This window comes from Cupriavidus oxalaticus (genome assembly GCF_004768545.1).
GTDB lineage: Bacteria > Pseudomonadota > Gammaproteobacteria > Burkholderiales > Burkholderiaceae > Cupriavidus > Cupriavidus oxalaticus_A.
Genome location: NZ_CP038635.1, coordinates 139,722 through 153,831 on the forward strand (window position 1 = coordinate 139,722; position 14,110 = coordinate 153,831).

The 14,110-nt window shown below is 67.8% G+C and carries 13 protein-coding genes; all 13 read left to right on the forward strand.

The genetic code is table 11. The features are described 5' to 3' along the window. Positions 1-53 precede the first annotated feature (53 nt). The 13 genes from aceK to bioD all read left to right on the forward strand — a co-directional run bounded on the left by aceK (position 54) and on the right by bioD (position 14,108). Positions 54-1,877: a bifunctional isocitrate dehydrogenase kinase/phosphatase gene (aceK, locus tag E0W60_RS11440; RefSeq protein WP_133098505.1), complete on the forward strand. Its 1,824-nt coding sequence runs from the start codon at positions 54-56 to the stop codon at positions 1,875-1,877. Beyond that, a complete protein-coding gene (gene can, locus E0W60_RS11445) occupies positions 1,874-2,545 on the forward strand; it encodes a carbonate dehydratase (protein WP_135704159.1) in 672 nt (223 codons plus the stop codon). Before aceK ends, can begins: the two co-directional genes overlap by 4 nt. Before the next feature lie 58 nt (positions 2,546-2,603). Next, positions 2,604-3,782, forward strand: a complete 1,179-nt coding sequence (locus E0W60_RS11450; protein ID WP_133098507.1) for an acetyl-CoA C-acetyltransferase — start codon at positions 2,604-2,606, stop codon at positions 3,780-3,782. A 106-nt stretch (positions 3,783-3,888) separates the two neighbouring features. Further along, on the forward strand, positions 3,889-4,569 hold the full coding sequence (locus E0W60_RS11455; RefSeq protein WP_133098508.1) for an SDR family oxidoreductase: 681 nt from the start codon (positions 3,889-3,891) through the stop codon (positions 4,567-4,569). Positions 4,570-4,600: 31 nt separating this feature from the next. After that, positions 4,601-5,731, forward strand: a complete 1,131-nt coding sequence (locus E0W60_RS11460; RefSeq protein ID WP_135704161.1) for an acyl-CoA dehydrogenase family protein — start codon at positions 4,601-4,603, stop codon at positions 5,729-5,731. Positions 5,732-5,826: 95 nt separating this feature from the next. Further along, the gene (locus E0W60_RS11465; protein ID WP_133098510.1) at positions 5,827-6,513 is read left to right on the forward strand and encodes an HAD family hydrolase; all 687 of its coding nucleotides are present in this window, start codon (positions 5,827-5,829) and stop codon (positions 6,511-6,513) included. After that, positions 6,510-6,938 carry a YchJ family protein gene (locus tag E0W60_RS11470; protein WP_133098511.1) on the forward strand — a complete coding sequence of 143 codons (429 nt, stop codon included), beginning with the start codon at positions 6,510-6,512 and terminating at the stop codon, positions 6,936-6,938. The genes E0W60_RS11465 and E0W60_RS11470 overlap by 4 nt, the downstream gene beginning before the upstream one ends. Positions 6,939-7,025: 87 nt before the next feature. Further along, positions 7,026-8,633, forward strand: a complete 1,608-nt coding sequence (locus tag E0W60_RS11475; protein WP_135704163.1) for a carboxyl transferase domain-containing protein — start codon at positions 7,026-7,028, stop codon at positions 8,631-8,633. A gap of 80 nt (positions 8,634-8,713) precedes the next feature. Continuing rightward, the gene (locus E0W60_RS11480) at positions 8,714-9,604 is read left to right on the forward strand and encodes a dienelactone hydrolase family protein (RefSeq protein WP_133098113.1); all 891 of its coding nucleotides are present in this window, start codon (positions 8,714-8,716) and stop codon (positions 9,602-9,604) included. 44 nt (positions 9,605-9,648) lie between these two features. After that, entirely contained in the window at positions 9,649-10,437 is a 789-nt protein-coding gene (locus tag E0W60_RS11485) for an enoyl-CoA hydratase/isomerase family protein (protein WP_133098114.1), read from the forward strand. A gap of 326 nt (positions 10,438-10,763) precedes the next feature. Then, on the forward strand, positions 10,764-12,170 hold the full coding sequence (bioA, locus tag E0W60_RS11490; protein WP_135704190.1) for an adenosylmethionine--8-amino-7-oxononanoate transaminase: 1,407 nt from the start codon (positions 10,764-10,766) through the stop codon (positions 12,168-12,170). Continuing rightward, positions 12,160-13,374 (forward strand): 8-amino-7-oxononanoate synthase, encoded by a 1,215-nt coding sequence (gene bioF, locus E0W60_RS11495; RefSeq protein WP_135704191.1) that lies wholly within the window; start codon positions 12,160-12,162, stop codon positions 13,372-13,374. Before bioA ends, bioF begins: the two co-directional genes overlap by 11 nt. Then, entirely contained in the window at positions 13,371-14,108 is a 738-nt protein-coding gene (gene bioD, locus E0W60_RS11500) for a dethiobiotin synthase (RefSeq protein ID WP_135704193.1), read from the forward strand. The genes bioF and bioD overlap by 4 nt, the downstream gene beginning before the upstream one ends. The last annotated feature ends 2 nt before the right edge of the window (positions 14,109-14,110 follow it).

Consider the following 14,110-nt stretch of genomic DNA (forward strand, 5'->3'; position numbering starts at 1 on the left):
TACAATCTCACTACCCGTCGCAAGACCGTCACGCAGTCGCCCCCCGTCGACCCATGTCCCACTTCCCCAAACTGCTCTCTTCGCAGATTGCCTTCGATGTGGCGAGAACGATGCTCGACGGGTTCGACAAGCACTACCGGCTGTTCCGCGAGGTCAGCCACCAGGCCAAGCTCAAGTTCGAGGCCGGCGACTGGCACGGGCTGCAGCAGATCCAGCGCGACCGCATCGCCTTCTATAACGAGCGCGTGCGCGAATCGAGCATCATTCTGGAAGACGAGTACGACGCCGAGAACATCGACGACGAGATCTGGCAGCAGATCAAGCTGCACTACATCGGGCTGCTGACCAACCACCACCAGCCCGAACTGGCCGAGACCTTCTTCAACTCGGTCTGCACGCGCATCCTGCACCGCTCGTACTTCAACAACGATTTCATCTTCGTGCGCCCGGCGATCTCGACCGAGTACATCGAGAACGAGGAATCGCCGACGCGGCCGACCTTCCGCGCCTACTATCCGGGCAGCCGCGAGGGCATGGCGGCGTGTTTCGAGCGCATCGTGCACAACTTCCAGCTCGAGCGCCCGTTCGAAGACCTGGCGCGCGATATCGGCTACGTGGTGCGCGCCGTCGGCGAGCATTTCGGCGACTTCCGCACCGCGCCGAATTTCCAGATCCATACGCTGTCGTCGCTGTTCTACCGCAACAAGTCGGCCTTCATCATCGGCCGCATCCTGAACGGCGACCGCACCTTCCCGCTGGCGATCCCGATCGTGCACGGCCCGTCGGGCAAGCTGGTGCTGGACTCGGTGCTGCTGAAGAAAGAACAGCTGCTGATCCTGTTCTCGTTCACGCATTCCTACTTCATGGTCGACATGGAGATCCCGTCGGCCTACGTGACCTTCCTGCGCGACATCATGCCGCGCAAGCCGCGCGCGGAGATCTACACGTCGCTGGGTTTGCAGAAGCAGGGCAAGAACCTGTTCTACCGCGATTTCCTGCATCACCTGCAGCATTCGTCGGACAAGTTCATCGTCGCGCCCGGCATCCGCGGGCTGGTGATGCTGGTGTTCACGCTGCCGTCGTACCCGTACGTGTTCAAGGTCATCAAGGACTTCTTCCCGGCGCCCAAGGAAACCACGCGCGAACTGGTGAAGTCGAAGTACCAGCTGGTCAAGCAGCACGATCGCGTCGGCCGCATGGCCGATACGCTGGAGTACTCCGACGTGGCCTTCCCGCTGTCGCGCTTCGATGAAGCGCTGGTGCGCGAGTTCGAGCAGCACGCGCCGTCGATGATCGAATACCAGCGCGACAAGCACGGCGGCGAGGAAATCGTGGTGCGCCACGTCTATATCGAACGCCGCATGACGCCGCTGAACATCTACCTGCAGGAAGGCACCGACGCGCAGGTCGAGCACGGCGTGCTGGAATACGGCAACGCCATCAAGGAACTGATGGCCGCCAATATCTTCCCGGGCGACATGCTGTACAAGAACTTCGGCGTCACGCGGCACGGGCGCGTGGTGTTCTACGATTACGACGAGATCGAGTACCTGACCGATTGCAATATCCGCAACGTGCCGCAACCGCGCAACGAGGAAGAGGAGATGTCGGGCGAGGTCTGGTACACGGTGCGTCCGCACGATATTTTTCCCGAGACATTCCGCACGTTCCTGCTGGGCGATGCGCGCGTGCGCGCGGCGTTCCTGCGGCACCACGCGGATTTTTTCGACCCTGCCATGTGGCAGGGTCACAAGGACCGGCTGCTGGCCGGACATGTCCATGACTTTTTTGCCTATCACCCTGCCGAGCGATTCATCAACCGCTACGGCGCTGTCTCTGAACTGCCTGCCGCCGACCCTGCAAGGAGAGTCGCATGAATGACGCCATCGCCCAGCTGTTCCGCAACAACCGTGACTGGGTGGACCGCGTCAACGCGGAAGATCCAACCTTCTTCACCCGCCTGGCCAACCAGCAGGCGCCGGAATACCTGTGGATCGGCTGCTCCGATTCGCGCGTGCCGGCCAACCAGATCCTGGGACTGGCCCCGGGCGAGGTGTTCGTCCACCGCAATATCGCCAACGTGATCGCGCACAGCGACCTGAACGCGCTGTCGGTGATCCAGTTCGCCGTGGAAGTGCTCAAGGTACGCCATATCACGGTGGTGGGCCACTACGGCTGTGGCGGCGTCAAGGTCGCGCTCAAGCGCGAGCGCATCGGCCTGGCCGACAACTGGCTGCGCCATGTGCGCGACGTGGCCGACAAGCATGAGGCCTACCTCGGCACCGTGCTGCGCGAGGAAGACGCGCATACCCGGCTGTGCGAACTGAACGTGATCGAGCAGGTCAGCAATATCTGCCAGACCACGGTGATCCAGGACGCCTGGGACCGCGGCCAGGCCGTCACGGTGCACGGCTGGATCTACGGCGTGTCCGACGGCCTGCTGCGCGACCTGGGCATGGCCGCCAGCAACAACGACGAGCTGCGCGAGCAACTGGCCGTGGCCTACCGCCAGTACGGCGATCCGCCGCAGGCGTCAATCCGCTGACGCGCTGGTCCTGCACCAGGCACCACTAACGCAACCATACCGATCCAGGAGACCCGACATGGAAGAGATCGTCATCGTTTCAGCCGCCCGCACGCCTATGGCTGCGTTCCAGGGCGAATTTGCCAGCGTGACCGCGCCGCAGCTCGGCGCCGCCGCCATCCGCGCGGCGGTAGAGCGCGCCGGCCTGAAGCCGGAGCAGGTGGAAGAAGTGGTGTTCGGCTGCGTGCTGCCCGCCGGCCAGGGCCAGGCGCCGGCACGCCAGGCCGCGCTGGGCGCGGGCCTGCCGCTGGCCGTGGGCTGCACCACCGTCAACAAGATGTGCGGCTCGGGCATGCGCGCGGCGATGACCGTCTATGACGGCCTGATCGCCGGCTCGTTCGATGTCGCGGTCGCCGGCGGCATGGAAAGCATGACCAACGCGCCGTACCTGATCCCGAAGGGCCGCGGCGGCTATCGCATCGGCCACGGCATGATCTACGACCACATGATGCTGGACGGCCTGGAAGACGCGTATGACAAGGGCCGCGCCATGGGCACCTTCGGCGAGGACTGCGCCGCCAAGTATGGCTTCACGCGCCAGCAGCAGGACGAATTCGCGATGGAAAGCGTGCGCCGCGCGCAGCAGGCCACCGAGAAGGGCGACTTCCGCTGGGAAATCGCGCCGGTGACGGTATCGGGCAAGGGCGGCGACACGGTGATCGACACCGACGAAGGCCCGCGCCGCATCAAGCTCGACAAGATCCCGTCGCTGAAGCCCGCCTTTGCCAAGGACGGCACCATCACCGCCGCATCGTCGTCGTCGATCAACGACGGTGCCTCGGCGCTGGTGATGATGCGTGCTTCCACGGCGAAAAAGCTGGGCCTGCAGCCGATCGCCCGCATGCTGGGCCACACCACGCATGCGCAGGCGCCGGGCTGGTTCACCACCGCGCCGGTGGAAGCCATCGCCAAGCTGTACCGCAAGCTGGACTGGAACACCGACAGCGTCGACCTGTTCGAGATCAACGAGGCCTTCGCCGTGGTGCCGATGGCGGCGATGCACGATCTGAAGATCCCGCGCGACAAGGTCAATATCCACGGCGGCGCGTGTGCGCTGGGGCATCCGATCGGGGCCTCGGGCGCGCGCATCATGACCACGCTGATCGGCGCGCTGCGCAAGACCGGCGGCAAGCGTGGGGTGGCGAGCTTGTGTATTGGTGGTGGTGAGGCAACGGCGGTGGGGATTGAGATCCTGTAAGGGCTTTCGCTTCCCGCTTGTTTTCTCCCATCTCCCGCATGCGGGAGAGGGGAGCCATGCAGAGGCAGTTTGCTGAACCCGTCGGTACCAGACCAAGGAGCAACCCTTGCCAACCGTCCTGATCCTCGGTGCCTCCCGCGGCATCGGCCTTGAATTCGTCCGCCAGTACCGCGCCGACGGCTGGCGCGTCATCGCGGCGGCACGCACGCTGGAAGGCGTGGGCGCGCTGCAGGCGCTTGGCGCCGAAGCCCATCAGGTAGACCTGTCGGATCCCGGCGCTGTCGCCGGGCTGGGCTGGAAGCTCGACGGCGAAGCGCTCGACGTGGCGATCTACAACGCCGGCGTGCTGGGCCCGCGCACCGAAGGCGCGCAGCCGGTGACGCCGCAGGACTTCGACCGGGTGATGCACGTCAACGTGCTCGGCCCGATGATGGCGCTGCCGCTGGTGCTGCCCTATGTCGAGGCCGGACAGTCCGGCCACGGCGGCGTGCTGGCGGTGCTGTCCTCGCGCATGGGCAGCATCGGCGGCATGGAGCACAACGGCAGCTGGCTGTACCGCGTCAGCAAGGCCGGCGCCAACGCAGCGCTGCGCGCGGTCTCGCTCGACGCGCGCCATGCCACCTGCGTGGCGCTGCACCCCGGTTGGGTCAAGACTGACATGGGCGGCCAGGAAGCCGACCTGACCGTGCAGCAGAGCGTCAAGGGCATGCGCCAGGTGCTGGCCGGCGTCAAGCGGCGCGACAACGGCACTTTCCACAACTACGACGGCACGCCGATCCCCTGGTGATCGCGGCGCGCACGACCAACCGACCATCGATATGCTGCTGACCCCCGAACAGGAAATGATCCGCGACGCCGTGCGCCAGTTCGCGCAGGAGGTGATCGCGCCGCAGGCCGCGCAGTGGGACCGCGACAAGACCTTTCCCAAGGACGTGCATCGCGAACTGGCCACGCTGGGCGCCTATGGCGTGGCCGTGCCGGAAGAATACGGCGGCGCTGGCCTGGACTACCTGTCGCTTGCGCTGATCCTGGAAGAGATCGCGGCCGGCGACGGCGGCACCTCCACCGTCATCAGCGTCAACAACTGCCCGGTGTGCAGCATGCTGATGTCATTCGCCAGCGAGGCGCAGAAGCAGCAGTGGCTGGTGCCGCTGGCGCGCGGCGAGATGCTCGGCGCGTTCTGCCTGACCGAGCCGCACGTCGGCTCCGATGCCTCGGCGCTGCGCACCACGGCGGTTCGTGACGGCGACGACTACGTGCTCAACGGCGTCAAGCAGTTCATCACCAGCGGCAAGAACGCCGACGTGGCGATCGTGCTGGCGGTGACCGACAAGGCCGCCGGCAAGCGCGGCATCAGCGCGTTTATCGTGCCGACTTCCACGCCCGGCTATGTTGTGGCGCGTCTGGAAGACAAGCTCGGCCAGCATTCGTCGGACACTGCGCAGATCCTGTTCGAGGACTGCCGCGTGCCGGCGGCCAACCTGCTGGGCGACGAGGGCGGCGGCTACAAGATGGCGCTGTCGGGGCTGGAGGGCGGGCGCATCGGCATCGCCTCGCAGAGCATCGGCATGGCGCGCGCCGCGTTTGAAGCGGCGCTGGCGTACGCCAGGGAACGCGAGAGTTTCGGCCAGCCCCTGTTCCAGCACCAGGCGGTGCAGTTCCGCCTGGCCGAGATGGCCACGCGCATCGACGTCGCGCGCCAGATGGTGTGGCACGCGGCGGCGCTGCGCGACGCCGGCCGCCCGTGCCTGAAGGAAGCGGCGATGGCCAAGCTCTTTGCCAGCGAGATAGCGGAGCGGGTCTGCTCGGACGCGATCCAGGTGTTCGGCGGCTATGGCTATGTCAGCGACTTCCCGGTCGAGCGCATCTACCGCGACGTGCGCGTGTGCCAGATCTACGAGGGCACCAGCGATATCCAGAAGATCCTGATTGCGCGCGCGCTGGCCTGACCCGGGCTTAAAAAGCGTACGATGATGCCATGTGCCGCCGGCGCCCCCGGCAACAGGCGGCACGACCGCCTGGACAACAAGGAAAAGAAACCCGCATGACCGCAGTAACCCAGGGCCATTCCGGCCGTTTCGATTGCGTGATCTTCGACTGCGACGGCGTGCTCGTCGACAGCGAGCCCATCGTCAACCGCGTGCTCAACCAGATGCTGAACGAACTCGGCATCGGGATCTCGCTGGAAGACTCCACGCGCCTGTTCCTCGGCCGCGCCGTGCGCGAGGAACTGGGCATGATCGAACGCATGCGCGGCGCGCCGCTGCCCGAGAACTGGCTGTCGACCTGGCTGGCGCGCCGCAACGCGGTGCTCGAGGCCGAAGTGGCGGCCGTGGCGCATGTGCGCGACGCCATCGGCAAGATCGCCGCCACCGGCATGCCGGTGTGCGTGGCGTCGGGCGCGGACCGCATCAAGGTCAAGCTGCAGCTGACCAAGACCGGGCTGGTCGAGCTGTTCCAGCAGGATGAGCGCGAGCATATCTTCTCCGCCACCGAAGTGGCGCGCAGCAAGCCCGCGCCCGACGTGTACCTGCTGGCGGCGCGCACCATGGGCGTCGAGCCGGCGCGGTGCGCCGTGATCGAAGACAGCCCCACCGGCGTCACCGCCGGCGTGGCCGCGGGCATGACGGTGTTCGGCTACGCCGCGCGCAACGACGCCGCGTCGCTGCGCGAAGCCGGTGCACACACGCTCTTCACCGACATGCGCGAGCTGCCGGAGCTGGTGGGATGACTGCGCGCCGCCCGCCCAAGGCCGGTCCGGTGCCGTGCCCATGCGGCGGCGCCGACTATGCTGCGTGCTGCGGCCGCTTCCATCGCGGCGAGGCGCTGCCGCCCAACGCGGAAGCGCTGATGCGCTCGCGCTACAGCGCCTATGTGCTGAACGACACTGACTGGCTGCGCCAGACGTGGCATCCGTCTACCTGTCCGGCGGACCTTGCGCCAGACACCGCCACGCGCTGGCTCGGGTTGTCGGTGAAGGCGCACGCGCAGCAGGACGACACCCATGCCGAAGTGGAGTTCGTCGCGCGCTACAAGGTCGGCGGGCGCGCCTGGCGGCTGCATGAGCGCAGCCGCTTCGTGCACGAGCCGCGCGCGCCCGGCGAGACCCCGCGCTGGCTCTATGTGGATGGCGACATGATCGGGGAAGCGCCATGAGCATCGCCACATAGGCCGGCCTCCATCCCTCGCATGCAGCGCAGGCTGGACGGATCCCCACCAAGACCCTAGCAACGAGACGATACGATGCCCACGCTGGAAACCAAACTGAACGCCCGCTCGGAATCGTTCAAGGCCAATGCCGACGCGATGCGGGAACTGGTGGCCGACCTCAAGGCGAAGGTCGCAAAGCTGGCGCAGGGCGGCGGTGACGATGCGCGCAACAAGCACCTGTCGCGCGGCAAGCTGCTGCCGCGCGACCGCGTGCAGCAACTGCTCGACCCGGGCACGCCGTTCCTGGAGCTGTCGCAGCTTGCCGCCTACGACATGTATGACGATGCCGCGCCGGGCGCGGGCATCATCACCGGTATCGGCCGCGTGGCCGGGCAGGAGTGCGTGATCGTCTGCAACGACGCCACCGTCAAGGGCGGCACGTATTATCCGATGACGGTCAAGAAGCATGTGCGCGCGCAGGAGATCGCCGAGCAGAACAACCTGCCGTGCATCTACCTGGTCGATTCCGGCGGCGCCAACCTGCCCAACCAGGACGACGTGTTCCCCGACCGCGACCACTTCGGCCGCATCTTCTACAACCAGGCCAACCTGTCCAAGCAGGGCATCCCGCAGATCGCGGTGGTGATGGGCTCGTGCACCGCCGGCGGCGCGTACGTGCCGGCGATGAGCGACGAGTCGATCATCGTCAAGAACCAGGGCACTATCTTCCTGGGCGGCCCGCCGCTGGTGAAGGCCGCCACCGGCGAGGAGGTGAGCGCCGAGGACCTGGGCGGCGCCGACGTGCATACGCGCCTGTCCGGCGTGGCCGACTACTTCGCGCAGAACGACCACCACGCGCTGAGCCTGGCGCGCAATATCGTGCAGCACCTGAACCGGCGCAAGCCGGACCAGATCCGCCTGCACGAGCCGGTCGAGCCGCTGTACGCGGTGGAAGAACTGTATGGCGTGATCCCCACCGACACGCGCAAGCCCTATGACGTGCGCGAGGTAATCGCGCGCATCGTCGACGGCTCCGAGTTCGACGAATTCAAGGCGCGCTACGGCACCACGCTGGTGTGCGGCTTTGCGCGCATCTGGGGCTACCCGGTCGGCATCGTCGCCAACAACGGCATCCTGTTCTCGGAGTCGGCGCTGAAGGGCGCGCACTTTATCGAGCTGTGCTGCCAGCGCAAGATCCCGCTGGTGTTCCTGCAGAACATCACCGGCTTCATGGTGGGGCGCAAGTACGAGAACGAAGGCATCGCCCGCAATGGCGCCAAGATGGTGACCGCGGTGGCGACGGCGCAGGTGCCCAAGTTCACGGTGATCGTCGGCGGCTCGTTCGGGGCCGGCAACTACGGCATGTGCGGGCGTGCCTATTCGCCGCGCTTTTTATGGATGTGGCCGAATGCGCGCATCTCGGTGATGGGCGGCGAGCAGGCGGCGAGCGTGCTGGCGACGGTGCGCCGCGATGGTATCGAAGCGAAAGGCGGCAAGTGGAGCGCGGAGGAAGAGGATGCGTTCAAGCAGCCGATCCGCGACCAGTACGAGCACCAGGGCCACCCGTACTACGCCAGCGCGCGGCTGTGGGACGACGGCGTGATCGATCCCGCGCAGACGCGCACGGTGCTGGGGCTGGGCCTGTCGGCCAGCCTGAACGCGCCGATCGAGGACATGAAATTCGGCGTGTTCCGCATGTAGCGCCGTCACGGCATCGTCGCTGTCTGCTTTACTGGTTTCATGGCTTCATCGGTTTCATCGGTTTTTTGGCTGCTACTTCCATGCGTTGCGTGACCCGTCTGCTTTCCTGCCTTGCCACGGTGCTGGCCTTGCTGCCGGCGCTGCCGGCGCCGGCGCAGACCGGGGCCGGCACCGGGCAGGCCACGCCGCGCATGCGTTTCACCGAGCAGGTGGTGATGCTGCCCAAGGCCGCGATACCGTCGCGCATCGACCTGGAAGCGACGGTGTTCAAGCCGCCGGGAGAAGGGCCGTTCCCGCTGGTGGTGATCAACCACGGCAAGGCGCCGGGCCGGCCTTTCATGCAGGGGCGCGCGCGCTTCGCGGCGCAGAGCGCCGAGTTCCTGCGCCGCGGCTACGCGGTGGTGCTGCCGATGCGGCAGGGTTTTGCGCGCTCGGGCGGCGCCTACGTGGGCGGCAGCTGCGACATCGAGGCCAACGGCATGATGCAGGCCGACGACGTGGTGGCCGCGCTCGACTACATGGCCACGCTGCCCTATATCGACATGGAGCGCATCGTGGTGATCGGGCAGTCGCACGGCGGGCTGACCACGATGGCCTTCAGCACCATCGGCTATCCCGGCGTGCGTGGCGTGGTCAACTTTGCCGGCGGGCTGCGCAACCTGAATTGCGCGGACTGGGAAGACCGGCTGGTCGACGCCTTCGCGAGCTATGGCAGCTCCGCGCGCTACCCGTCGCTGTGGGTGTACGGCGACAATGACAGCTACTGGCCGGTGCCATTGCCCGGCCGCATGTTCAACGCATACAAGGCGCAGGCCAAGGGAGAAGCGGCCAGGGCCTGGCTGGTCGACGTGGGCGACTTCGGCAACGACTCGCACCGGCTGTTCAGCGCGCGCGAAGGCATCCCGCTGTGGCTGCCCGAGGTCGCCGCATTTTTCCACTCGCTCGGCCTGCCGTTCGAGACCGGCTCCTGAGCCGCATCCGCCAATCATTCAGACATCCGCCAACGGAGCGAACCATGGAATTCACCACCCTCACCGTCAATATCGCCAACCACGTCGCCACCGTGACGCTGAACCGGCCCGACGTGCGCAATGCCTTCAACGAGACCGTGATCGCCGAAGTCACCGGCGCCTTCCGCGCGCTCGGCGACATGGACGAGGTGCGCGCCATCGTGCTGGCCGGCAATGGCCCGGCCTTCTGCGCAGGCGCCGACCTGAACTGGATGAAGAAGATGGCCGGCTACTCCGATGACCAGAACCGTGCCGATGCGCTGACGCTGGCGCAGATGCTGCATACGGTGTGGTCGTGCCCGCGCCCGGTGATCGCGCGCATCCAGGGCGACACCTATGCCGGCGGCATGGGGCTGGTTGCCGCGTGCGATATCGCGGTTGCCGCCGAGCACGCGCATTTCTGCCTGTCCGAGGCGCGCCTGGGGCTGCTGCCCGCCACCATCAGCCCCTACGTGATCCGCGCCATGGGCGAGCAGGCGGCGCGCCGCTACTTCATCACCGCCGAGCGCTTCGACTCGGCCGAGGCGCTGCGGCTCGGCTTCGTGCACGCGGTGGTTCCGGCCGAAGCGCTCGACGCCAAGGTGGCCGAGCTGGCGGCCGCGCTGGTCGGCAACAGCCCGAACGCCGTGCGCGAGAGCAAGCGCCTGGTGCAGGAAATCGCGGGGCGGATGATCGATGACGACCTGCTGGCGGATACGGCTGACCGGATCGCGAAGATCCGCGCGTCGGAGGAAGGGAAGGAAGGGGTGCGGTCGTTCCTGGAAAAGCGGTCGCCGTCGTGGCGGCCGGCCTGAGGCTTTAATCCAACCGAGTGTTTGCGCCCCTCTCCCGCGTGCGGGAGAGGGACGCCACGTTGCAGCACACCGGAAGCTTGCAGCTCCGAAAAAAAGCTCGCCGAATTTTGCGTGGAGATCGCGGCACGCTAAGCGCAAGACTGGTGCTTCATCCCGATAACATCCCCCAATTCCTGCCAAATCACCCCCAAATCAAGAAATTCGGCAACATTGCCAACCCCAAGGAGACATCCCTAACATGACCCTCCCAACCCGTCCGCCAACGTCGCGTACCCGGTCCAGCCGGCAGCGCCAGACACCCGGGCGGTCAACAAAGGAGGGCTACCTTGGATCACCTGTCCCTTTCCCCAGGCGGCGCGCAGTCGCTGGGCCAGCGCAGCCGCAACGCGGTCTGGCACCCCTGCACCCGCCTGCGCCCCGATGACGACGCCCTGCCGCTGGCGATCGTGCGCGGCGAAGGCCCGTGGCTGTTCGATGCCGACAGCCGCCGCTATTTCGACGCCACCAGCTCGTGGTGGGTCAACCTGTTCGGCCACGCCAACCCGCGCATCAACGCCGCGCTGGCGAGCCAGCTGGAGACGCTCGAGCATGTGATGCTCGCCGGCTGCACGCATGCACCCGCGGTGGAGCTGGCCGAGCGCCTGTCCGCGCTGAGCGGCGGCGCGCTCGGCAATGTGTTCTACGCCTCGGATGGCGCCTCGGCGGTCGAGATCGCGCTGAAGATGAGCTTCCACTACTGGCGCAACACCGGACTGCCGGCCAAGCGGGAGTTCGTCTGCCTGCGCAACGGCTACCACGGCGAGACCGTGGGCGCGCTCGCGGTGACCGACGTGGAGATCTTCCGCGACGCCTACGACTCGCTGATCCGCCGCGCCCACGTGGTGATGTCGCCCGACGCGCGCCAGGCCTTGCGCGGCGAATCGGCCGCCGACGTGGCCGCGCGCGCGCTGGCGGAGCTGGAAACGCTGCTGCGCGAGCGCGCCGGCCAGATCGCCGCGCTGATCGTCGAGCCGCTGGTGCAGGGCGCCGCCGGCATGGCGATGCATGACCCGTCCTACCTCGACGGCGCGCGCGCGCTGTGCGATCGCTACCGGATCCACCTGATCGCCGACGAGATCGCGGTCGGCTGCGGCCGCACCGGGACCTTCTTCGCATGGGAGCAGTCGCGCGGCGAAGCCGCGGCCGAGACGCCGCTGCCCGCGCATGCGTGGCCCGATTTCCTGTGCCTGTCCAAGGGCATCAGCGGCGGCTACCTGCCGCTGTCGCTGGTGCTGTCGCGCCCGGAAATCCAGCGCGCCTTTGTTGCCGACGAACTGGCGCGCAGCTTCCTGCATTCGCACTCATACACCGGCAACCCGCTCGCCTGCCGCGCCGCGCTGGCCACGCTCGACCTGTTCGAGCAGGACAACGTGATCGGGCAGAACCGCGAGCGCGCCCGCTGGCTGGCCGACGCGATGGCGCCGCTGGCCGCCGACGCGCGCCTGCAGCACGTGCGCCAGCGCGGCCTGGTCTGGGCCGCCGATGTGCGCGACGACGTGGCCGGCGCCGATTTCTCATCGCGCTTCCACCATGCCGCGCGCGCGCGCGAGCTGTTGGTGCGCCCCATCGGCAACACGCTGTACGTGCTGCCGCCCTATGTCTTCGATGCCGCGCAGGCAAGCTGGCTGGGCCAGCAATTGCTGGCCACGCTCGACGATGTCACCACCGGCGCGGAGGTCCGCCATGCTGCTTGAACAACTGAAACAGGCCGCCGCACAGCGCCAGCAACTGGCGCTGACGCGCCGCCGCCGCATCGCCCATACCGCGTGCGCGCCGCACCAGGCCGTGGGTGCCGCCGATGCGCAGCCACAGCCGCTGCTGACTTTCTGCAGCAACGATTACCTCGGACTGGCCAACCACCCGAAGGTGATCGCCGCGCTGGCGGAAGGCGCGCACCGCTACGGCGCCGGCAGCGGCGCTTCGCACTTGGTCAGCGGCCATTCGCTGGCGCATGCGCAGCTGGAGGAGGAACTGGCACGCTGGTTCGCGCCGCAAATCCCGCATGCGCAGACGCTGTATTTCTGCACCGGCTACATGGCCAACATGGCGGTGCTGACCGCGCTGGGCACGGCGGGCGCGACGCTGTTCTGCGAATCGCTCAACCATGCCTCGCTGATCGACGGCGCCCGGCTGGCGCGCGCCGACGTGCAGCGCTACCCGCATTGCGACACCGTCGCGCTGGAAGCGCTGCTGGCGGCGAGCACCAGCGAGCGCAAGCTGATCGTCACCGACAGCGTGTTCAGCATGGACGGCAACGTCGCGCCGCTGCGCGAGCTGCTGGCACTGGCGGAGCGCTACGACGCGTGGATCATCGTCGATGACGCGCATGGCTTCGGCGTGCTGGGCGAGCAGGGCCACGGCGTGCTGGAAGCGCTGGGGCTGTCGTCCGAGCGCTTTATCTACATCGGCACGCTCGGCAAGGCCGCCGGCGTGGCGGGCGCGTTCGTCGCCGCGCACGAGACCGTGATCGAGCACCTGGTCAACACCGCGCGGCCATACATCTACACCACGGCCGCGCCGCCGGCGGTAGCGCATGCGCTGCTGGCCAGCCTGGCGATCATCGAAGGCGAGGAAGGCCGGCAACGCCGCGCGCAACTGGCGCGCTGCATCGCGCGGCTGCGCGAAGGCCTGGCGCGGCTGGCGGCCAGCGCGGGTTGGTCGCTGGGCGAGAGCCAGACCGCGATCCAGCCGCTGATCATCGGCGATAACGCCGCGTCGCTGGCGCTGTCGGCGGCGCTGGAAGCCGGCGGCATCCGCGTCGGCGCGATCCGGCCGCCGACCGTGCCGGAAGGCACCGCGCGGCTGCGCATCACGCTGTGCGCCGCGCACGACGAGGCCGATGTGCAACGGCTGCTCGACGCGCTGTCCGAGGCGATGCCGCGCAAGGAGGCTGCATGACCGCGCCGCGCAATTTCGCCTCCTTCGTCACCGGTACTGATACCGGCGTCGGCAAGACCCACGCCAGCGCCACGCTGCTGCATGCGTTGAAGGGCGCCGGCTACCGCAGCGCGGGCATGAAGCCCGTCGCCAGCGGCAGCGAATGGCGCGATGGCCACTGGCACAACGACGACGTGGCGCAGCTGCGCGCCGCCAGTTCGGTGACGGTGCCGCTCGGCCATACCTGTCCGTTCCTGCTGCGCACACCGTGCTCGCCGCATCTGGCCGCGGCGCGGGAAGGGGTGCGCATCACCCGCGCACCGATCCGCGCTGCCTTCGACGCGCTGCGCCGGCAGGCCGACGCTGTGGTGGTGGAGGGCGTGGGCGGCTTCCACGTCCCGCTGGATGCCGGCGCGGTGCGCTGGAGCACCGCCGACCTGGCCGTGATGCTGGGCCTGCCGGTGGTGATGGTGGTCGGCATCCGCCTCGGCTGCCTCAACCACGCCGTGCTGACCGCCGAAGCGATCCGCGCGCGCGGCCTGGTGCTGGCCGGCTGGATCGCCAACCGCGTCGACCCCGACCTGCTGCTCGCCGACGAGAACATCGCCACGCTGCATGCATCGCTGGACGCGCCGTGCCTGGGCGAGCTGCCGTGGCAACTCGACCCCGCCGCCTCAGCAGGGCGCCTCGACCTCGCGCCGCTGTTCGCCGCCACCGCCAGATCCCGGGCCGAGGCCGCCGGCCTCGCCGCCTGAAC